General features: G+C 43.6%; 21 protein-coding genes and 1 tRNA gene. 10 read left to right on the top strand and 12 right to left on the bottom strand.

From position 1 onward, the window contains the following. Nucleotides 1-28 precede the first annotated feature (28 nt). Entirely contained in the window at nucleotides 29-793 is a 765-nt protein-coding gene (locus NWF01_01610; protein MCW4023716.1) for a DNA primase, read from the top strand. Here NWF01_01610 and NWF01_01605 read toward each other — a convergent pair. From NWF01_01605 to NWF01_01595, 3 genes are all read right to left on the bottom strand, one after another. Beyond that, on the bottom strand, nucleotides 790-1,167 hold the full coding sequence (locus NWF01_01605) for a DUF2095 domain-containing protein (protein MCW4023715.1): 378 nt from the start codon (nucleotides 1,165-1,167) through the stop codon (nucleotides 790-792). The two genes, NWF01_01610 and NWF01_01605, sit on opposite strands and share 4 nt — an antisense overlap. Nucleotides 1,168-1,244: 77 nt before the next feature. Next, nucleotides 1,245-1,853 carry a nucleotidyltransferase domain-containing protein gene (locus NWF01_01600; GenBank protein MCW4023714.1) on the bottom strand — a complete coding sequence of 203 codons (609 nt, stop codon included), beginning with the start codon at nucleotides 1,851-1,853 and terminating at the stop codon, nucleotides 1,245-1,247. A gap of 12 nt (nucleotides 1,854-1,865) precedes the next feature. Then, nucleotides 1,866-3,116, bottom strand: a complete 1,251-nt coding sequence (locus NWF01_01595; GenBank protein MCW4023713.1) for a glycosyltransferase family 4 protein — start codon at nucleotides 3,114-3,116, stop codon at nucleotides 1,866-1,868. 161 nt (nucleotides 3,117-3,277) lie between these two features. On the opposite strand from NWF01_01595, the gene NWF01_01590 reads away from it, so the two are divergent. Next, nucleotides 3,278-3,865, top strand: a complete 588-nt coding sequence (locus NWF01_01590) for a hypothetical protein (GenBank protein ID MCW4023712.1) — start codon at nucleotides 3,278-3,280, stop codon at nucleotides 3,863-3,865. 54 nt (nucleotides 3,866-3,919) lie between these two features. Here NWF01_01590 and NWF01_01585 read toward each other — a convergent pair whose 3' ends face one another. Both NWF01_01585 and NWF01_01580 read right to left on the bottom strand, forming a co-directional pair. Then, nucleotides 3,920-4,906 (bottom strand): fructose-bisphosphatase class II family protein, encoded by a 987-nt coding sequence (locus tag NWF01_01585; GenBank protein MCW4023711.1) that lies wholly within the window; start codon nucleotides 4,904-4,906, stop codon nucleotides 3,920-3,922. Between the two features lie 6 nt (nucleotides 4,907-4,912). Continuing rightward, on the bottom strand, nucleotides 4,913-5,830 hold the full coding sequence (locus NWF01_01580; protein MCW4023710.1) for a DUF2090 domain-containing protein: 918 nt from the start codon (nucleotides 5,828-5,830) through the stop codon (nucleotides 4,913-4,915). A 134-nt stretch (nucleotides 5,831-5,964) separates the two neighbouring features. On the opposite strand from NWF01_01580, the gene NWF01_01575 reads away from it, so the two are divergent. Continuing rightward, on the top strand, nucleotides 5,965-6,465 hold the full coding sequence (locus NWF01_01575; protein ID MCW4023709.1) for a hypothetical protein: 501 nt from the start codon (nucleotides 5,965-5,967) through the stop codon (nucleotides 6,463-6,465). Between the two features lie 45 nt (nucleotides 6,466-6,510). Beyond that, nucleotides 6,511-6,589: transfer RNA gene (locus tag NWF01_01570), tRNA-Arg, on the top strand. 9 nt (nucleotides 6,590-6,598) lie between these two features. Here NWF01_01570 and NWF01_01565 read toward each other — a convergent pair. The 3 genes from NWF01_01565 to NWF01_01555 all read right to left on the bottom strand — a co-directional run bounded on the left by NWF01_01565 (nucleotide 6,599) and on the right by NWF01_01555 (nucleotide 8,290). Continuing rightward, a complete protein-coding gene (locus NWF01_01565; GenBank protein MCW4023708.1) occupies nucleotides 6,599-6,763 on the bottom strand; it encodes a hypothetical protein in 165 nt (54 codons plus the stop codon). A gap of 139 nt (nucleotides 6,764-6,902) precedes the next feature. Continuing rightward, nucleotides 6,903-7,958, bottom strand: a complete 1,056-nt coding sequence (locus NWF01_01560; GenBank protein ID MCW4023707.1) for a hypothetical protein — start codon at nucleotides 7,956-7,958, stop codon at nucleotides 6,903-6,905. A gap of 89 nt (nucleotides 7,959-8,047) precedes the next feature. Next, nucleotides 8,048-8,290, bottom strand: coding sequence for a hypothetical protein (locus NWF01_01555; protein ID MCW4023706.1), 243 nt, complete (start codon nucleotides 8,288-8,290; stop codon nucleotides 8,048-8,050). Nucleotides 8,291-8,430: 140 nt separating this feature from the next. Here NWF01_01555 and NWF01_01550 point away from each other — a divergent pair, with 140 nt between their 5' ends. The 3 genes from NWF01_01550 (at nucleotide 8,431) to NWF01_01540 (ending at nucleotide 12,195) form a co-directional block, all read left to right on the top strand. After that, nucleotides 8,431-9,357 (top strand): hypothetical protein, encoded by a 927-nt coding sequence (locus NWF01_01550; protein MCW4023705.1) that lies wholly within the window; start codon nucleotides 8,431-8,433, stop codon nucleotides 9,355-9,357. Between the two features lie 77 nt (nucleotides 9,358-9,434). After that, on the top strand, nucleotides 9,435-10,778 hold the full coding sequence (locus NWF01_01545) for a B12-binding domain-containing radical SAM protein (protein ID MCW4023704.1): 1,344 nt from the start codon (nucleotides 9,435-9,437) through the stop codon (nucleotides 10,776-10,778). Nucleotides 10,779-10,863: 85 nt separating this feature from the next. Next, nucleotides 10,864-12,195 carry a coproporphyrinogen III oxidase family protein gene (locus NWF01_01540; GenBank protein MCW4023703.1) on the top strand — a complete coding sequence of 444 codons (1,332 nt, stop codon included), beginning with the start codon at nucleotides 10,864-10,866 and terminating at the stop codon, nucleotides 12,193-12,195. Between the two features lie 61 nt (nucleotides 12,196-12,256). Here the strand turns inward: NWF01_01540 and NWF01_01535 are convergent, their stop codons facing one another. Further along, on the bottom strand, nucleotides 12,257-12,952 hold the full coding sequence (locus NWF01_01535) for a hypothetical protein (GenBank protein MCW4023702.1): 696 nt from the start codon (nucleotides 12,950-12,952) through the stop codon (nucleotides 12,257-12,259). A gap of 201 nt (nucleotides 12,953-13,153) precedes the next feature. Further along, nucleotides 13,154-15,307, bottom strand: coding sequence for an RnfABCDGE type electron transport complex subunit D (locus NWF01_01530; protein MCW4023701.1), 2,154 nt, complete (start codon nucleotides 15,305-15,307; stop codon nucleotides 13,154-13,156). Between the two features lie 251 nt (nucleotides 15,308-15,558). Here NWF01_01530 and NWF01_01525 point away from each other — a divergent pair, with 251 nt between their 5' ends. Further along, nucleotides 15,559-16,650, top strand: coding sequence for a radical SAM protein (locus tag NWF01_01525; protein ID MCW4023700.1), 1,092 nt, complete (start codon nucleotides 15,559-15,561; stop codon nucleotides 16,648-16,650). A gap of 61 nt (nucleotides 16,651-16,711) precedes the next feature. On the opposite strand, the gene NWF01_01520 is transcribed toward NWF01_01525, so the two are convergent. After that, nucleotides 16,712-17,758 carry a TrmO family methyltransferase gene (locus NWF01_01520; GenBank protein MCW4023699.1) on the bottom strand — a complete coding sequence of 349 codons (1,047 nt, stop codon included), beginning with the start codon at nucleotides 17,756-17,758 and terminating at the stop codon, nucleotides 16,712-16,714. Between the two features lie 86 nt (nucleotides 17,759-17,844). Here NWF01_01520 and NWF01_01515 point away from each other — a divergent pair, with 86 nt between their 5' ends. Further along, complete coding sequence (locus NWF01_01515) at nucleotides 17,845-18,354, top strand: GyrI-like domain-containing protein (protein ID MCW4023698.1); 510 nt, start codon at nucleotides 17,845-17,847, stop codon at nucleotides 18,352-18,354. Continuing rightward, complete coding sequence (locus NWF01_01510) at nucleotides 18,351-18,731, top strand: winged helix-turn-helix domain-containing protein (GenBank protein MCW4023697.1); 381 nt, start codon at nucleotides 18,351-18,353, stop codon at nucleotides 18,729-18,731. The genes NWF01_01515 and NWF01_01510 overlap by 4 nt, the downstream gene beginning before the upstream one ends. A gap of 11 nt (nucleotides 18,732-18,742) precedes the next feature. Here NWF01_01510 and NWF01_01505 read toward each other — a convergent pair whose 3' ends face one another. Further along, the gene (locus NWF01_01505; GenBank protein ID MCW4023696.1) at nucleotides 18,743-20,863 is read right to left on the bottom strand and encodes a hypothetical protein; all 2,121 of its coding nucleotides are present in this window, start codon (nucleotides 20,861-20,863) and stop codon (nucleotides 18,743-18,745) included. Nucleotides 20,864-21,038 lie beyond the last annotated feature (175 nt).

Raw genomic sequence — 21,038 nt, 5'->3', positions numbered from 1 at the left:
GAAAACAATAGTAACGTGGGGTTTTTGATTGACTCGGTATATCTTGCCTAGTGGAATGCGGTACGCGACACTTGAGGAACGAAAACAATTTTACATGAGCGAGTTTAACCTGCAAGCCATCGCAGAATGGCTCAAGACTAAACCAGGCAGGACATGGTTTGCAGTCATAATTGGCAGGCACACCAAAATTTACCCCGAAAAATATCGCCAAGATACATCAACCACAATCATAATTGACCAATACAGCAGTTTAGAAGATGTACAGAGGCAGATTTTGGATTTTTTGTCTGAAGCTGTTTACTATGATCGAAACATCTACGACCCAAATGACGAAAAAATTGGTCAGGAACTCGCCTTTGACTTGGACCCCGAAAACATCACCTGCCCAGTGCACGGCACATTAGCGGATAAGATGGCGAAAAATCAAGGGTTGAGTTTTTGCGAGTTGGAACTGGATATGGTTAGACAGGAAACAATTTGCCTCTATGAGTTTTTGGAGCAAACGTTCTCTGAGCTCACGGTGGTTTACTCGGGCAGGGGCTTTCACATTCACGTTCTTGACCAAGCCGCCTACGAATTATCCATGGTGGAGCGGCAGAAAATTGCTGAAAACGCCAAAGCCGCAGGGTTCCACATTGACGCTTGGGTGACCTCTGGAGAGATGCGCCTGATACGTTTGCCCTTTAGCCTAAACGGGTTAGTTTCAAGAATTGTGCTACCTCTTCAAAAAGATGAACTGGAAAAATTTGACCCTATCACGGATAAGCGGTGCGTGCCAAAATTTCTGATTTAGCTGAGCCCTGCTTCTTTGAAGTAGTAGTTGTCTTCTTTTTTGCATCCGAAACTGCGTAAGCCCTCATTTTTTAGTTGACAACGCATTTTCTTTGCGTCCTCACAGGATAATTCGCCTTTCTTTTCAAGGTAAGCGATTATTTCTTCTGCCTGCTCGTGAGTGTCGCATCTGCGGATAAAATCTACCGCTGAGGGTGAGAAATGACGGAACTTGTCAGGTATGGACTGTTCAAACTCCAGGGCATCTTGGAGTTCTTCAGCTTCTTCCTCGGGGGTTTTGCGTACGGCATCAATTGAGACTTTGTTTTCGCCTTCTTCAAGCTCATCGTATAGTTTGGGGAACATTTTCTTGAAGGATTTTTTTTCAATAGCCATAAACATCAACTACCGAAGCTGTTCACTATTTTACTGGGAAAAGTGGTTTAAGTGTTTTTTTACCCAAAAAAAGCAAACTACTCGGGAACAAAACGTGCAAATGGGTCACTTTCCAAAAGTCGCGCAAGCTCTTTTAACGTTAACCCCTTGATTTGGTCACCGAAAACCTCGCAACGACGCTTTTGCCCAGCCTCACCTGCGCTTCGAGCAACAATTTCAAGGCTGTAACGGTTGTGAGCGTAAATGTGCAATGATTGGAGGGTTTCGCCGTGCTTGTTTACGGCTGTCCATTGGGTTTTTTGGATTTTCACGTTTGCAGCTTTCAATTTAGATAAAACAGTTTCGGGCTTATCAGTGTACACGGCGATGTCGATGTCGCTTCCGCATCTTGCGGTTCCACGCCAAACACTTCCAATCAGCACAGGAGAGAAATCTTGCAAAACACGCATAATCGCCAAGGCATCCCTGCGCATCTCTAAAAGCTGAGTCTGCCGCGTTTGCCCCTCGTTTTCCTGCGCTATCTTGTCTAGCTCAAGGGCTACTTCAAGGTTGGAAGGCAAAAATTTTGTGCCAAGGGTCCTAGCGGCTTTTAGTTTGGCTTGCTTGTACTCTTTTTCAGCACCAAAATAAAGAAGAGTAGCAGCTTCCTTAGCTACAGTACATGCTAAGTTGGTTTCAGGCTTCAAAATCCACCAGCGCTAACGTTTAGCTACTTTCTCATATAGCTGAATGGTTTTTTCAGCGATACGATTCCACGTGAACTCTGCAAGCACTCGTTTCCTGCCGTTTTTACCAAACAATTCACGCCGCTCAGGGCTTTCAAGCGCGCTAATTACACCCCACGCAATGTCAGAGGGGTTGTTTGGGTCAATATGGTAGCCGCATTGTTCTTCGCCACAGCAAATTACGATTTCACGCATGCCGCTAACGCCAGCCGCACCGACTACGACAGCTTTTTCCATGCTCATGGCTTCCAACGCAACGATTCCGAATGGTTCGTAGTGGCTGGGGAAAACTGCTAAGTCGCAGGCTGCGTAGTGGTGTATGCGTTCTTCTTCGGAAATGAAGTCAAATCTGAATTTAACGTATTGTTCCAGTCGTATGGTTCGGGTTAGGTTCATCAGGTATTCTTGAAGTTCCCCAACACCGACAATCACGAGTTTGGCTTTGGGAATCTTTGTTAGAATATGTGGCATAGCCATAATCAGCTTATCCACTCCCTTAACCGCGACTAATCGGCCAAGGAACAAAATCATATGCTCATCATCTTTGATGCCATACAAGTTGCGGATTCGTTTAATTTGCTCTTTGGTAACTGTGGAGGGGTCATATTTTTGTGGGTCCACCCCGTTATAGCTGACCTCAATTTTCTCTTTAGGAAAACCAAGCTGGATTAGTTCATCTTTCATAGCATAAGAAACAGTAACTATCATATCCGCCATATTAGCCCCACGCAGTTCAATGTTGCTAACTACGCCTGAGCCGCCGCCAAGAGTTCTGCCCTTCTCGGTGGAATGCACATGAAAAACCAGCGGCAACCCTGTTTCACGTTTAACAGTCACGCCACCCATAACGGAGAGCCAATCATGCGCAACAACCACATCATACTTGATACCTTCCTTTTTCATGAGCTCGTTAATCATTTTTGCTGCCGAAAGATAATTGTAAACCATCAGTTTACCAAACAAATGCAAACCTCTGCCCCATTTTTTGATGTCATCAGCAATAACGTCAGGCAGCGAATCGGAAACGTCAATGTGGAAAGGGCGGTGGATTTCGATGCCTCGCCAGATTTCTCGGGTGGGCAATGTGCCTTCATCGTCGTTCATTGTGAAAACTGTAACATCATGGTCATTTAGGACGAATTTTCGTGTTATTTCTGCCGCGTAGGTTCCTAGACCACCCACGATTTTAGGTGGATATTCATAAACAAAAACAGCTATCTTCACTGGGTGTCACCATTTTAACGTTAGGTTCAGAATTAAATATACTTAGAGTGGTTATTTAAACCCTTCACGCATCCTAAAAACCGTCATTTTATAGATTATATTGAGGAAAACTTTGATTAGCTTGATTGTGTATTAGCTAACTAAGCAAGGTGCTTGTAAAATTGAGTTTATCGCCAATTAAAACAAAAATAATGGATTTCCTGTTAATCCAGACAGAACCACAAAAAGCAGCAGACATTGCGCAGGAAATCAAAGAAGAACCAAAAATGGTGACAATGCATCTGCTTGGCTTAATCCGCATGGGCTACGTCGTGACGCCTGAAAAAGGAAAATTCAAGGCCACAGAAAAAGGCAAAAAGGCAGTTGACAAGCCAGAAATCAGCAAAGAAAAAGCCCAAGCAATCTTAAGCTACAAACCCCACGACCAAGCATTCAGTTTCTACAGTGACGTTGACAAGCCAATGGGTATGCATGCTCATACCCTGCGAGACTTTGCAAACAAAATTGGAAGAATAGACACTAAAGCAGTAGAGTTCCATGTTGGCAGAGGAGACTTCCAAGCATGGTTCATCGGCATTGGCGATGCAGAATTGGCAAAGAAAACAAACCTGCTTAAAGAGAAAAAATTAGCTGGAGAGGCATTGCAAAGTGAACTGCAGCATATTGTTGAGCACCGCTATGTTGAGTTGGCAAAACTTGCAGGCCAACCCATAGATGAACAGGAACATCACCACGAACACGTACACTAAATTTTCTTAAAAACAATTTTTAAAAAGAGTAAAATAGGGAAAAAATTTCCCTGTCTACTTGGTAAATTGACTGTAGACGGGGTGACCTTTGAATTTAAGGATGGTTTCTGAGCGCTCCAGGGTTCCACTGGGCAATCTTGTACAGATTGACTGCACAATAGCGCCTTTTGAGGTGAATCTTACGCCGTCAAGCATTTCGCCTTTAGTTATGCCTGAGGCTGCAAAAATCATCTCGTTACCCTTAGCTAACTCGTCTTCAGTGTAAGTTTTGGTTACGTCCACACCTGCCGCTTTTAGCCTGTCCATTCTGCCCGCATCATCTTTTTTGTCCTTCCAAACCTTCACCAACATGGTACCGCCCAAGCATTTGACTGCAGTAGCTGCAATTGTGGCTTCTGCACCTGCACCAGCACCAACAAGCAAGTCAACACCTGATTCAGGTAAACAAGTAACGATAGAACCAGCGATGTCGCCGTCAGCGATTAGGATGATTCTTACACCCATTTTTCGTAGGCGCCCAAGCACTTCATCGTGTCGGGAGCGCTCCAACATTATTACGGTAAAGTTGGATAGTGGCTTGTTTTTGAGTTCAGAGATGGTTGTGACGATTTCTTCGATGGACATATCAAGATTGATTTTTCCTTTAGCTATGCCGTTGGTTGCCACTTTAAAGTAGTAACCATCATCAGGCAACACCTGCAGGCAACCTGAAGGAGCACACGCCAATGCAGAGATGGCATCCTTTTTACCTTTAGAAGTAGCAGTTGTTCCGTCAACTTGGTCAATAACAAATTCAACTTTAGGTCCGCTGCCAGTGCCTACTTTTTCGCGGTTGTTAAAGGCTGGGGCGTTGTCTTTGGGTCCCTCACAACAGATGACTTCTCCGTCAATCTCAGTTTGGTTTAGGACTGCACGTGAAAAGTCAAGGGCTGTTTGGTCAACTTTGTCTGGGTCACCTTTTCCGATGTGAAGTGCTGCTCCGACTGCGCCTGCTGTGGTGATTCTGGTTAAGGATGGAGATAGGGCTCTAAGAGAGGTCATGGTGCATCACTGTTTGCATTCGGCGAGCCAGAGTTGTGTAAACTCGCCATAGTTTTTAGCGATTTTTTCAACTGCTTGTGGACATGTGATTTTGCCTGCTTTAAACTCGGCTAGTGGTTCCCAGAAAATGGTTCTGCCAACCGCAAAGCCGATTACGCCTGAGATTTTTGCGCCTACTTTAAGCCATTCTTGAACTTTCTCTTTGGATTCTCCGCGTCCCAACGTGATAACGCCAACGTTTCTGCCGCCGCTTCTTGCTTGGCCAACTACGGCGTTTGCTGCTTCGGCTTTGTCGACGCCTTCGAGTTTCCAGATTGCTGGTTCTACGCCTGCGTCTTGGATTTCTTTTATACTGTCAACCATTAATTTAGGACGCAGGTTTTGGTCGTATTTTTCTTTGGAACCTTCCAAGTTTTCTAGTTGCAGTTTGGTTGCGGGCACGATTAGTTCAAAGAGGAATGCACGGTTTGATTTGTGCAGGTAATCGCTAAGAGTTTTAAGCTTTTCAAGCTGGCGCTTGTTCATTTCGGGGTCGCTTTGTGGGTTGTAGCGGACCAGAACTTTGACGAAGTTAGGTTCAAATTCTTCTATATGCTCAACAAATTTGTCGCCGTATTCGAAGTCGAATTCCTCTTGACCTGACTTTTCAACGGGCATTGCAAAAGTTAAGCCGTCTTTTTTGGCTTCCCACAAAACGCTGGTGCCAAATTCTTCATCCACCAGTAAACCCGCGATTTCTGGGGGTACATTGGTTTTTGTGGCAAGTCGGAAGCCTTCAAAAATCATTTTTTTGTAATCTTCAATCATTTTTTTCTCTTCAGGGGTTGGTTGTCGACCTTTTATACCGAACATTTTTTCAAGAAAAGATCCACGATGATCAAAAGCTAGAATTAATAATTCTTTTTGGGACCAGTCAATCGACATTTTTGTCACCTGTCCCACTACTGTGCACTTCTCAAATAAATTACTATTGTTTTTGGCAGACAATCAACTAAGCGGTCCCTCATGGAAAACGTGAAATAATAAGAAAAACAATAGAAACATCAAAGGGACCGAGGTTGGTTGACACCAAAATAGTCACAGTAAAGCTGCCAGAAGAAGTCTACAACGAATTAGCACTACGCATCCCCGAAGGCGACCGAAGCAGCTTCATAAGAGAAGCCATATCTGAAAAACTCCAAGTCACACCCAAACCCGATAAACTACTGGCGCTTGAAAAACGCGTTGGTAGGATGGAAGCTGAGTTTGGGCAAATCCGCAAATACTTGGCCGACCTGGAAATTATGACGTATCAGGAAGGCAAAATTAACCCACACAATTACGGCATCGACGAGTTGGACCACAAAATCATTGAGTACCTGCTCCATTACAAAGGAGCCACCACACCCGAACTGGCGGACTACATCAAAACTAACCGCTGGCTAGTGCTGAATCGGCTACTGAAAATTCAGAAAACCAGTAAAAAACAAAACGGCAAACCCATCATCTACTACTATGCAGGAGAAAAAGCAGGCAAAAAGAAGGCATGGTGGATAAACGAAGAAATAATCCAAGAATAACAAAGTACCTTTAAATTCCAAAGCAGTGTTTTTGTTGCAGCAGCGGGGCTCGTAGTCTAGCACGGATTAAGGCATCGGCCTCCGGAGCCGAGAATCCTGGGTTCAAATCCCAGCGGGCCCGCCACCATTCGCTTTAGTGTCCTGCGTGGCTGAAGAGGATTTTTGCTCCGCATTTGGGGCATTTATGATAAATTATTTGGTTTTTGCTGTCCCGTACAGCTTCCATTTCTTCATAGCATGTGGGACAAAGTCGCACTTGAGGCGTTTTCTCCATCATTCTCCCAGCTGGTTTACCCATTATTAACTTTAATTTAAAAGGCTTATAACCATTCCCTTTGGCTCAAAACCCCTTACCCAAAAACGCCTTTGCTATGTTAAAGTTAAAGCGCTTGTTCTTCATATAATGAAGACGGGCGTTGAGACATTAGATATAAAGCCTAATGCGGGAAGTAACCCAAAGTGTTAAGCACCCCACGGGTTAAGGCTGTGTCTTTGCAGACCAAATTGATGTTTTGCAGTATCTCCTGCGATGGCGAGAGATAATTGAAAACGGGCATAAATTGCCTCAGCGAAGGCTCCTCTATACCGAAATGGCGAATGTAAAACAGCATAGCCTGCGTTCGTGCGGCGAAGTGGGACATGAAATGTTTGATGCCGTATTTTTTGCAGTAACGGCACATTTTCTTGTATAGGGGATACATGTAGGATTCGTGCGGGTAGTAGGAGTAGGAACCGTCGGGTTTATGGTAAATAGCTTCATACTTTGGAATCAATTCGGGGTAGCGGTCAGCAAGGAATTTTTTGATACCTAACAATGAGCGAGTGTCCAAGGCGCCGCCTAAGATGTATTTGGCACCGTACTCTGCGGAGGCTTTAATCACGCCTTCCACGGTCTCATCATTGTCCGAGATGAAGGGCAGAATTGGAGAAAACCACACCCCAGCCTGCACACCAGCCGCGTTGAGTTTTCGGACTGCCTCAAGACGTTTCTGCGGTGGGGAAGCGTTGGGCTCAATTAGCTTGGCAAAATCTTCATCCAAAGTTGTTATGCTCAACGAAACCAGACAGGGTGCTTTTTTGCTAGCAGCTGATAAAACGTCGATGTCTCGCAGGACCATGTCGGATTTGGTTCCAAGCGAAAACGGTGTACTATAATCACAAAGAACCTGCAAAATTTTCCGAGTTAAACCCAACTCGCGTTCAACAGGCTGATACGCATCCATCGCCAAACCAATGGCGACCATACCCCGTTTTTTTAGCCCCGCCAGTTCTCTTACCAGAATTGGGGGCGCATTGGTTTTTGCGTAAACTTTCACTTGCTGCTGTGTGCCTTGGATGAATTGTTGTGTGCTGGTGTTGCAGTAGAGGCAGCCTATTGCGCAGTTTACGTAGGGGTCAAAGCAGTGTTTAGTCCAGAACCGCGTGTTTAAGATGCCGAGGTTGCCTAATGCGGTTTTGATGTGCATTTCTTGGTATTGTTGGGGCATATTCATCGCGAGCATGTATTTTCAACAATTTTATACTTATTAACCTTTAACCATCAAACCCCAAAAGGAAGAACACCCCGTAAAAATGCTGATTTTTAAGCCTCAACCCGCTGAGGTTTAGCAACAAAACACAACACAACAGCGATTAGGACAAGCAAAAGGAAAACGCCGCCTGTGATGGAGAGTGCCCAGTGGAAAAACGGTTCTGCGTGAAGCAGGTTTTTGGTTTGAAACGGAATCCAATATGCTGCTGAGAAAAGGACAAAAAAGGTTACGCCTACGGCTTGCAAAAGCAGGAAAAAACCTGTTGATTGACGGGTACTCAGAACGCGTGACATGCCTGATTTACCTAGATTAAAGGTTGGGAGGTAGCGTTTAAAAGAATTTCGATTGCAAAGGTGCAATAGAGCGTTTGTTTTAAATGTGACGTGTAGTTAATGTTTATTGGAGATTTTCGAGGCAAGGGGCAAGTGTAGAAATGACAGGTGTCAAGTTAAATCTGCCTGTGAAATTAGGTTTGTTACTGGTTGCGTTATCTTACTTTACTTTCACCATTTACGAGTTTCTCATAAACATCATACACGGCGGTGGACCATCATGGGGCTTTTGGATTTACGTAACCGATACCGCATCCGCTTTTGGTCTTGGCTTGAGGGTAGCAGCAGGGTTAATTGCTGTAGTCACTGTTGTAGCGTTTTTGTTTAGAGAAAAAATTGCGGTTCCCGAAGTTTTGTTGTCTCTTAAATGGCTACTTCTATTTGAGGCAGGCTACAATCTGGTCACGTTCTTTCCATCCACAGTCTGGGCAGTCCTGCAGGCTCAAAACTTCGGTGACCCCTACGCAGTTTTTATGTACTGGACACTACCCTGCGCGGTTGAATCCATAGCCATTCCCGCAGCGTTAGCAGTGCTGATTTTAAAAATTAGCCCAAACAAGCCAGCTAAAAACGCAATCCGATGGGCATTTATTGCTGGTGCAGTGTATCTTTTCGGGTTTTGGGTAAATAATTTTGGCAACTGGATTGGCGCAGTCATAGAAAGAGGAAATCAGTACCTAATCGCTGAGCCCTTAAACATTTTTAGCTTTGCTGTTACTGCTGTTGGATTGTTGACTTTGACAATTTATTCTGCTGTGATGGCAAAAAGAGCCACACGTGAAGATTTTGTTGCGGTCAGGGCTGCGGCTGTGATTTTGATAGGGCTGGGTTTGTACTATTTTGGGACGTATCTTCAGTGGATTGTGTTTGGCAATGTGGGTGGTTGGAGTATGTGGAATGCGTGGTTCCTTGGGCATAATGTTGATTTATGGATTATGATGTTGCCGATTCTTGGTTTACCACTGCTGTTTTACTCAGAAAAAACCCAAACCACCACAAAACCAAGCCAAACATCCGCAGCAACTTAATTCCAATAGTTATATTAAGTTGGGAACCAAAAATATTGATTTAACTTGACAGCAACATGCCGATTTGGGATAAAAAAATGATTTTATTAATGACCACTGCACCGCCATCGAATGCACCATGGTATCTTGGAAGAAAACTGCCCCCCTTAGGATTAGCGTTTGTTGCTGGCTACCTTGAAAAATGCGGTTTTGAAGTTGAAATATTGGACAATTACATGCTTAACAAGCCCATTGAGGAAGTTAAGCAGATTATTCAAACCAAAAAACCCCAAATCGTAGGCATGACTTGTGGCTCAGCAACCTATCAACGTTGCATCGAAACCGCCGCAGCAATTAAGGAGGTTGACCCAAACTGCAAAGTTGTCGTGGGTGGATGGCATGCTTCTTATTCCCCTGAAAGCCTAATTGAGCAACCCGTAATTGATTATGTTGTCATGGGTGAGGGGGAGCAGGCGATGGCTGAGCTTGCTAACTATATCAACACAGGCAAAGGCGTCCCTGACATAGCGGGTGTTGTTTACAGGAAAATGGGTCAAAACATAAAGAACCCCGCTAAATTCATCAAAGACATTGACTCGATTCCTTTTCCCGCACGGCACCTACTGCCAATGGATCAATATGGTAGACGAATTGAGTTTTTGGATGTAGAACCTGTTGACATAATGAGTGTTACACGTGGTTGCCCCTATAGTTGCGCTTACTGTGACATTGCACCCTTGTGGGGTAAGACCTGCCGAATGTTTAGCCCCAAACGAATCGTTGACGAAATGGAAGACTTGTCTAAGAATTTTGGCAGCAAAGGCGTCTACTTAATCAGTGACAACTTCACGCTTAAACAGAAAGAAACCTTGGAGTTTTGCCGTGAACTCAAAGAAAGAAATTTGGATATGCAGTGGGTTTGTGATACCCGCGTGGACTTAATTGACCCAGAGATGCTTTCTGCTATGAAAGATGCAGGATGCAAAACCATATGGTTTGGTTTAGAATCAGGTTCGCCGCCAATTCTTAAAAAAATCAATAAAGGCATAACAGTTGAGCAATCAGCTAAGGGAGTTCAGCTGTGTCACGATGCGGGAATCCAAGTTGCCTGCTCATTCATGATCGGCATCCCCGGCGAAACCATAAAGGACATGGAAACCACGCTCAAGTTTGCAAAGAAGATTGACCCTGACTGGTGTAGCTTTAACATTTTCCTGTCGTACCCGGGCAGCGTGTTGCATGAGGAAGTTTTAGCTAACCACTACTATGACCGTGTAGAGGACTTCATCTATTACGTGAAGACAAAGGAGTTTGATTTTGACCAAATGATGAAGATACAGCGGAGTATGCATGTGAGTTTTAACCGTTCACCTAAACGTATTTTGCGCAAAATACGCCGTGAAGGCGCTTTGCATGTTCTTAAACAAGTTCTCAAGATGTAAACAGGCTCAAACCACGTTTATTTTTTGTTTGTTTTGTTTCTGGTGTTTTAACGAAACTTTATTATACACATAAAACGATTTGAAAATGTCCGAAGGCCAAAAAATTATGGAAACAAAAACCGAGCAAAACAAAAAAGACGCCTTTGAAGCCAGAGAAACCTGGCCACCATACACCTACAGGGATTACCCTGACATAAAACCAGAAACCTATCAATCTTACATGAAGTTCCTTGACACTGAAAATACTTCTAACAGGCTAATGGAGCTTCAGCCATGGGTATCCTTTTGTGATTCAAGATGCGCATTCTGCTATTTCCCAACCACAGCCACAAACAAGGCAAGCGTGGACGAGTACCTTATTGCTCTCAAAAAAGAGCTAGGCATGTATGCTAAAACAAAATACGTAAAAACAAGCGTTTTTGACGAGATAGTTTTAGGTGGTGGAACCCCAAGCATCCTGTCAGCTGAGCAAATAATTGACATACTAGATTATTGTAAGGCAAACTTTACCACTAGTAAAGAATACTTCATTAAAGTAACCGGTTCATCTAAAACTTTGGCTCCACACAAAATTGAGAAACTCGCAGAATACGGAGTTTACCAACTAGACATGGGTGCCCAATCTTTTGACAACCAAGTCCGCAAGTTCCTTTGCCTACCCGACCCAGCAGAACACGTAGAAGAAGCCATCAAAACCGCGCGGAAACTGGGCATGTGTGTTTGTATCGACCTGATGTATAACCTGCCAGGACAAACAGTTGAAAGCTGGGTGGAAACCTTACAGAAAGCAATCGACTTAGACGTAGAAATTGACACATACCATTTGGAAATTCATCCTGGAACAGCATTAGACAAATCAATTAAAGCAGGAAAGGCACCACCACAAGGAGACGCCAAACACGGCGAAAAACTGTATCTGGCAGCATACGACCTGCTAACAAAAGCAGGCTACAAAGCTGTTGGACACGACCGATTCACAAGAGTTGAATGGCACGTACGAGAAAACTGCCTCAACGGTTGGCCATGGGGTGGCATATTAACCACTGGCGCAGGATGCTTCATGGGCTATCTGCAACGTTTCAGCTACTCTAACATTGAAGACATTAACCAATACATAGAAGCTGTAAAAACAGGTAAGTTCCCAATCAGCAGACTCTCAAAATCAAACGATGAAGACATGATGCGCAGAGAAATGAGTCGCCTCTACTTACGGTTACCAGTAAGCAAAGCCGAGTTCATGGAGAAATTCGGCAAACGACCAGAAGATGTCTTCCCAGAGCAAATCAAAAACCTTGTTGCAAAGGGCTTAATTGAAGTTAACGATGAAGAAGTTAAAATCACAAGGCTCGGTGACATCTGGAAAGGCAACATTGCTTGGGAATTCTCAAATCTTGACAAGAGCAAAAGCAAGCTCTAATTTTTTTCTTTTTTTAATTTCTAAAATTTTTAAAAAAAATAAAAAAAGGAAAGGGTTTGGTTTAGTATTTCTGTGTTGGGGTTATACCGTACCATGTCATTACTTTAGAGATGACTGGCGCGATAATGCCTAAGAGTATCAAAGGAAGCATTGTTGTGAACAGGGCAAAGCCTGGGTTGTTCTGAGTCATCCATGCACCGTAAGAGACAGTGTAGTTAAGGACGAAAGTGATGATGCCAACTGTGAGTGCTGCGGTTAAACCTGAGCCGAGCATACGTAGGAAGTTTGTTGAGCCATTGCATAGTGCACCTGCGATGTAGCCGATTAGTATACCGCCAATAATGTATGCGCCGATGAAGCTTGAGTCATTGAAGAGGTTTGGTAGATAAGAGTTAAGTGCGGCTCCGTTGATTGCGCCGTCTGAAACTGTGAATGGAAGGAAGTTTAGCATGTTTTCCCAGTTGTTGTATGCTGCGAATGCGATGTAGTATAGCGTGCCCATGATAAAGCCTGCTGCGCCTCCAGCCCATTTATTCCAAAGTAGGCCTAAGACGACAGGGATAGCGAAAACTACTATCAAGGCGAAACCGTGGGTTAGAATTGTGGTGATGACTGCTAAGGGGTGTGCGGATGTTCCTGCTGCCATGTCTGCTGGTGGAAATAGACCATCTAGTCCTGGACGGAAAATCGCTGGGAAAGCAATTATTAATAAACCGACAAGAACTGGAATTACTAAGCCCCAGAGAACGTCTTTCATTTTAAATTTTTCTGGTTCCGTATTTATCCCTCTTTTGATTCATTAATTGGCTCTGAGGCGTTTATAAATTTAATCCTTCGAACGTGCCCTTAAACCAAGATTAAGGCAAGTTTGAATAAAAAAAAATGGTCTTACAAAAACAAAGACAAAAAAATAAACAGACAACAAAAAAAGAAAAAGGGGTTAAAGCTTTTTCTTGGCTTATTCAGATTCGCCAGCAACTGTTTTTTCTGCACGGTTCTTCTTGAGAACTGACAGCTTTGAGACTTCTTCAAGTTTAGCTTCGCTCTTGGTTATGTCAAGACCTTCAACTAGTTGCTCACCGATTGATGAGCGGACAATAACTGTTGATTTGCCTGCTTCGCTACCAACTGAACCAACGGAGATATCAGCGAACTTTGAGCTGAAGTCTGGGCATGATAAGCACATGTTTTCAACTGCACTGCTGAGCTCTTTGACTGCGATTGCACTATCTTTTCCGTCAACTGTAACGATGAATTTACCTTTGCTAATCTGTGTCTTTTCTGCTGCATCTAAGTCAACGCCGAGTTTTGTCTTGATTTCTTCTTTTAGCTTGGGGTATTCGAAGTTTTCAAAGCAGAATAGGCCAATCATGGTCAATTCTAGGTCTGGAACGTCGGTCATCATTGCTTGCTGTACGCGTCTTGCTGCTCTGATTTCGCATGGTGTGCCGACTACTGCGATTTTGCGTTTGCCTTTAGCGATGAGTTCGCCTACCTTTGACATTAGGCGTACGCGCATGTATTTTGTGCCTTTAGCTTGGATGATGTCTTCTGCGCTTTCTGCGACGTATGCTTCTGAGAGGTAACCTTTGGTCTTCTTGACTACTATTGCAGAGTCAAAGATGCCTTTCTCCATGCCGGAAATCAGCAGGGCTGTTACCATACCACCGTCTTGTCCTTCGTATTTGCTCTTGGCTGAGAACATTTCTTTGTAAACGCCAATGTTTTCGTCTGGATTGCCGATAAGGAAGCTTTGTTCAATTGTTTCTTCATCTTCAGCAGTTAGCACTGTGTTTAGCAGGTTGCTCTTGAGGTCAATTCTTGATGGGCATATGAAGTTGCAGTTTCCACAGCCAGCACAGAAGTCAGCGTCAAGTTTGAGCAGTGTCTTCATATCTTGTTTGTCGCGTGCTTGTTTGATGAGAATTGGGCTAAGTTTGTTGCAGCATACGCTCATGCATGCACCACAGCGCATACATGGATAGGTTTTGATTTTGTCGAATTTCTTTGCTTTTGGAAGTGAGGGTTCTTTTCCGCCTTCCATTGGTTTTAGTCTGCCGATGCCGTCAATCTTTGGTGTGAGCAGGTTCATGATAAGTAGTGCTAGGAGTGAGCCGCCGAAGAAGTTCATGTATGTTTGAATTAGTACGGTGAGGACACCTAAGCCGACACCGAAGATTATTTGTCCGTAGCGGCCTACAGGCGTAGTCGCTGGGTCTGTTGCCATGAAGAAGCCCAAGAATATTGAGCTACCGATGAAAACAGTCCAGAGTAACCGTGTAATTAAGTCAACATCTGCATAAACAAAGGACAATATCAAAGACATAGCAGCAATTGAAACAAAGTATGCAAGAGTAATTCTCCATTTAATGTATCTGCGAGCAACTACGAATAGCGCAAGACCAGCAATTATAACAGCGATACTGCAGGCACCACCAGCCCAACCGTGGAATTTTTCAACAATCATGAGGTAGGCGAGGTCTGGTTGAGTTGTTAGATTTGGATTTCCAAAGCATGCACTCATAAATGTAGCAAATGAATCATAGCTTCCGAAAGCGGTTATTTTACCAGCGAGACGAGGCAGTTCCATGCCAATGTTGAGGTGGTTTGCAGCGATGAGAACTGAGCCAGCTCCGGGCAGGAAAACAAGGAATTTAGCAGCTGCAGCGGGGTTAACGTATTTTCGCCCAGCCATGTTTGCGACTTTTTTGAAGAGAACCATGCCGACCATGCTGATTAATGCAACATAAATTAGTGCTCCTGGTGCATCAACTGGAAGTCCTGCTTCGGTTGCCATTAAAGGTAAGCCTAAAGTGTAAGAGTCAGTGACTATTAAACCGAAAACTGCAGCAGACATGATGTTCAATTGGCTGTCTGATACAAGTTTAGCAAAGAGAACGTCAATTCCTACAGCGACACCAACAGAGATTAATGCGCATAAAATGAGGGTAAGTCCTAAGTTTATTGGAGCGACTGTTTCGAACATAGGACTTTGTGGCGTAACTGGCCACCAGATAATTGCTGATACGATTGTTACTGCTAATAGTGCAATGAAAGTGTAGGTCATTAGTCTATCTTTAGTCATAATTGAGTATTCTTTTGTTTGAGACATGATTTCAATTTCTCCTTGATTGAATGCTAAGCAAATTGGCATTGATAAGTTAATAAGACTTTCTAAAATGAAGCTACGCAATAGTCCGTAAGTTAAAACAAAACATAATTAGAGGTGCCCCAAGCTAAAAAGCAAGCTTTCAAGCATTAAAACTTCTAATAGTCACTTCTTTTGACTTAAAATCAAATATAGGATTTTTTATCGTAAATCTTATATCACTAAGCTTGTCTATTCACTGTCTGTTGAGATATATGAGCGGGAAAAGAGCACCATTATTCATGGTGGTTTGGCGCTGCACAAGAAATTGTGTTGGAAACTGCATGTATTGCAGTTATACTAAAGAGTACGCCAAGGATCAGGAATTAAGTACTGAAGAAGCAAAAAAGATGGTTGATGAAATCCACAATTTTGGCTCACATTGGTTTGGAATCAGTGGAGGAGAACCACTGGTCCGCCCAGACATTTTTGAAATCATCAAATATGCTCGGGAAGAACACGGCATGGAAGTTAGCCTCATAACAAGCGGTTTTGCGTGGGATGAAAAGAGATATGAAAATCTTCAAAAGTATGAAGTCCACACAGCCGTCAGCATTGATGGCAATGAGGAATCAAACGAAATTATCCGACGTAAAGGCAGTTATGCTAAAGCTGTAAGCGCTATGGATAAGCTTGGCAAGGTAGGATTACTGGACTGTATTGTCACAACCATGACAAAATACAACATTGAACACATGGCGCACCCTGCATACCTCGCAGAAAAATACAACGCTCGAATGATGGTTTACCACAACCTTGTCCCAGTTGGCAGAGCAGGCAGCAACATGCCAGACTTAGCGCCTACGCCTGACCAGTACGAAACAGCATTCAACGAAATTTATGATATTCAACGTAAACTTTACGGCAAAGTCAAAGTCAACGTTTACTCACCTTTCTACGCACGCATTGTCCGCCAGAAAAACCCAGTTGACTTCTGGGACTGGTACAATGAAGGCTACCTTGGTAGATGCACTATCGGCGGCAACTACATCGGCATCACCGAGAACGGTGACTACCGAAGCTGTGGATTCCACGAAGGTTACCGCATTGGCAACGTAAAAAATAAACACTTAAGCCAAGCATGGGAAGACCTCCAGCAAAGCCCACTACACATGAAACTACGCGACAAAAGCAACATCAAAGGCAAATGTGGCGTTTGTGAGTACCGCGAAATCTGCGGTGGATGCAGAACACGCGCTGAATACTACACAGGTGACTTGTTTGAGTCAGACCCAGCCTGCAATTACATCCCCAAAGTCCTCCGTGAGGACCCCAAGTATCTTGAGAAGATGCAGGCAAACCCATAAGCCAGCGGCATAACCTCTTTTCTTTATTTTATTTTTAGGATACTAAAAAAGAAATAGTGATTTAGGGTTTAATTAAAAACTTGCAGCTTTCACCGCCAGTTGCAATTGACTCTAAAAGTTCAACCTTGACAGGTTTTTCAAAGATTGCTTCAAAAAATTTCTGTCTGCATCCTACTCCGCATTGGCAGTAGTTTTTGTTGTCAAGGGGTTTTTCAGGGTTTTTTACCATGCAGTAGCATTTGAGTTGTTGATAAATTAGGGTATTATCGCTGGTTAATTCAATTTTTGAGGTGCTTGCGAACTTTTTGTTTAGGTTTTTCACATGCTCTTGCAGAGATGCTGGGTGTTTGTTTTTTAGTTCCTCGGCGGATTTTTGCAGATACGCAATTGAATCATAACATTTCCTGCCGCATTCATGCATAATTTCTATTGCTTTTTCTTTGCCTACTTTCTGTTCAAGCGCGACCATCAGGTTTTGGATTTTTTCGGGGTCTTTTGATTTGCCTATTTTCTGCTGGTTCCATGCCTCAAAAACCTCTTGGGCAGTCTGGATGCTTGTTTGCTCAGCTATAGTTTCGGCTAACCTGCCAATACGTCCCGAAGTGGGCAATTTACCGCTCTCTTGTGCTGATTCCTCTGTGAGTGCTTCTGGGTCAAAATCGCTATCGGGTATCCATTGGGGCCAGTTGGCGAGCCATTTTGGGATGTGGGGGTCTTTTACGCGGTCAGATACGGGGAAGTACGCTTTCAAGTCCAAGACTGGGGTACCGTCGTATGCATCTATCCAGGGAACTTTGACGATGCCTTTTTGTTCGTCTACGTCTAGGATGGCGCATGTTGTTATGGCAATGGGGTTGGGGCGGTATTCAGCTCTGCATGCAAAAACACCGGTTAATTTGTTTGCGTATGGTGGGGTTGTTTGGGTGATGTTGCGGCTTTCTTTGTTGTCGTGTTGGTTTGCCCACCAGATGACGATGACGTGGCTGAATTGGTTTAGTTGTTTTAGGGCGGGGTGGCAGGGTTCATAGATTTCTATGTTAAAGCCATCTTCGGCTGTGGTTACCTTGCCGATTGGTGTGAGGGTGAATTGTTGGTTGGGTTTTGTCATGGTTGTTCACGTGTTTATTTGTTGTTGGGGCAGATTTAAATATTCCTAGAAACATAGAACTATGTTCCTAAAAAAAGTGAATAACTATGGAGCCTACAATCACACCCAAAAAAAAGCTACAACTAATAGGATGCACCTACTACGGCAACCCCTTTCACACAGCCAAAGAATGGAGCACCCAAAACGAAATCGGCAAACTCTGGCAACAATTCATGACTCTATCCACAAAATACCAAACGCTTCTCTCAAAAATATGCCCAACCCCCATAGGCTACGAAGTCCACATCGAACCCGAAGAATACAAAACCACCCAAAACTACTACGTATTTGTAGGCATGGAAATCAACGAAATCAAAGAAGTCCCCTTAGAAACGGTCATAAAAATACTTCCCGAAACACACTACCTGCAGTTCACCACCAAAATGTCCAACAAAGATGAAGGCGCCACAATTTTTAATGAGTGGATGCCCAAACACGGCTATATTCAAGCATACCCCTACGTTATTGAAGCCTATGACTACCGCAGATTCAAAAGTGTAGATGACAGTGAATCCGAAATTGACTGGTACATACCCGTAAAGGAGAAACAACAATGACCGAAAAAACATCAACTGACCCTACGGGACAATCTTTTGTTGACATCCTAAACATAGCAAAAGCAATAGGCAATGAGAAAAGACTTCAAATCCTAATAACCCTGCAAACCGGACCAAAATCTTTTGATGCCTTAAAACACGAAACTCAACTCAAAAAAACCGCATTATCAAACCATCTGGCAATTCTGATTGAGCAGGAACTCATCAAGAAGCCTGAACACGGCAAATACCAGCTCACAGAAGATGGGAAAATCTTTCTTCAAGCAATCCAGACAGCCTACAACAAATCGGGCAGGTGGAAAAAGAGCCAAATTAGCATGCAGACCCACCAGTCTTCGGCACCGTTCATTGATGCTCTTTTTTCTAAGAAGGGCTAAGCAAATGGGCGTTAGGGCAAGGTTTTGATTTTGCAGATTACGTAATTGTTGTTTTCGTAGACCACATTTAGAATGTTTGACTCTGTTAGTTGCGGGTAAAAGCTGGGTTTATCGTAGACTATAAAGCCGATATTTTGGTCTTTAATGTAGTCCATAAAGCTTCGTGAATAAATGGTGTAGCTGGCTTGCACATCAAATACTGTTTTCATCTGGTCTAACGGTGGCATGTCAGGGTAGCTGGTTTTGGTGAAAGTTTCAATCTGATAAGTTAAAGATTGATTTTGCCCCAAAGCAATATCCGCAACAGGGAACTCCAGACGAAGATTATCCACCCATCCAGTTGCCACGGCACCAATGTTTCCCCAGCTTGGAAGCTGCCCAAGTTTTAGGGCAAAGGCAGCCTGATTTTTCTCGTCAAAAACTCCAAAGAAGTTATCGCTGACATCTGCACTTGTAAAATTAACAACGGTCCAGGCTACTTTTGTTGTGTTCTGCGCGTATTTCCAGGGGCTTTCCCAGTTTAAGACACCTGGAACATAGGCTTTTGTGCCATCGAAGGACAAGGAAAGGGTCATGCGGAAAGTTACATTGGTTATTTGGTCTTGTAGCGGCGTTATTGACCAGTCGTAGTTAATTGGGTACTTGTCGTTTGAAACTTGGATTTTCTGGGTTATGGCTATTTGTTGGTTGGAGTATGTGGTGTTTATTTGAGCAGTGTTATTTTGGGTATCTAAAGTGAATTGGCGGGTTAATTCGGAAAGGGAATAGTGGTATGATTGCCCGTTTTGGTTAAAGTAAATTGAGGTACCAGTTTTGTCAAAGACAAACATTCTCTGCCAGACACCATCAACATTAATTTGCAATTCATCAGAAATACTGCCTCTAGCATCATAAACCCTAAGCAAAGTTATAGGCGTCTCAACCTCGTCAGCCAAATCCAGCACACACTCCGCCGCCAGATTTCGTTGAACAATAGGGTCTTGAGCAGCAATAATCATCTTACCTGAGTATAACCCGAACCATTCACCTGGTTTTTCGGAGACAACAACTGTGGATGTGCCGGGGTAGTGTTCGCGTAGCCAGACTGCGGCATCGTAGGCAGTGTTGTCGGTTAATGAGTAGTAGTAGATACCGTCATGGATGCGAACGCCCACAGTTTCAAATCGTGTCACTGCAACAGCTGCCACTAAGACTATTAAGATAACAGTGAGTGTCTGTATTAGGCGTTTGCGGTTGGGATGTTTTTGGTAGGTTGAGAAGTACCATTCAAATATGAAAGCGCAGGCTATGCCTGCAAAGATTGCTGTGAATGGAACGATATAGTTGAGGAAACGTTCGAACGGCAAAAATAAGCCGATAAGGTAGGTTTGGGACAGCAAAAATGGCACAAAAAAGCCTAGGGCTATAAGTGCAAAAACGGTTAGGTTCTTGATTTTTCGGGCTTTGTAGAAGGCAGCAACCATGCCCAAGGCTGCAAGAACAATCAGGAACCCGTAGCTTAGGTATATTGATTGGGGGCTCACTAGGGGAATTTGGTAGGTCATTGAGCGGACTTCTGTTGCAAGGTGATAAGTGATAATGTCACCCAGATGAGGCAGAATTGTTGGTGAGTAGTACAATAAGAATGCTAAAGCGCCGCCTAAAATGACTGCAAGATAAACTTTTGAGAAGCGTCCTCTTGAACGGAAAAACGAAGCCAAAACCACAGGTCCCAAAATGAGAACAGCAAGAAACGTGGTTAACTGATGAGTAAGTACCATAGAGAATGTTAACATGAAAATCAGCAAGGTTGCCGCAGGGTCTTTTTTGTTAGATGACAAATAAAACATTAACATAACCAGAAGGGCAATGCTGGCAATGCTTGTGTAGGCACCCCAAAAGTTAAGGTCATAAAACGGCAGAATAATCATCATAAACGCGGCAGCAAAAACCCCGCTTTTTTTGCCAAAAAATCTTCCAGCGAGCAGGTAAACTGAAAAAATTAAAAGCCAATCAACCAGAACGGTTACGCATTTAAGCATAAAGATTGCCTGTTCAATGCTTGCGGCGCCTGTGAAGGATATGAAAGTTGAGAGCCAAACGTGGTAGAGAGGCGGATACCAAAAAACTTCACCTACGGGAATATGGCCCATGGCAAGAAACATTTCTGCCCGTGAGAGATGAACTGCTGGGTCGTTGCCGAGAACTAAGCCGTTGTTGGCTGAGATGAGGGCGTAGAGGAAAACAGAGGTTAGAGTGGAGAAAACCAGTATGAATATGGTTTCCAGAGAGATTTCTCTACCGTGAATTGTTACTTTAAGGATTTTT

This window comes from Candidatus Bathyarchaeota archaeon, assembly GCA_026014585.1.
GTDB lineage: Archaea > Thermoproteota > Bathyarchaeia > Bathyarchaeales > Bathycorpusculaceae > Bathycorpusculum.
Note: the sequence above shows the minus strand (reverse complement) of the source record. Positions and strands in the feature narration are given on the sequence as shown.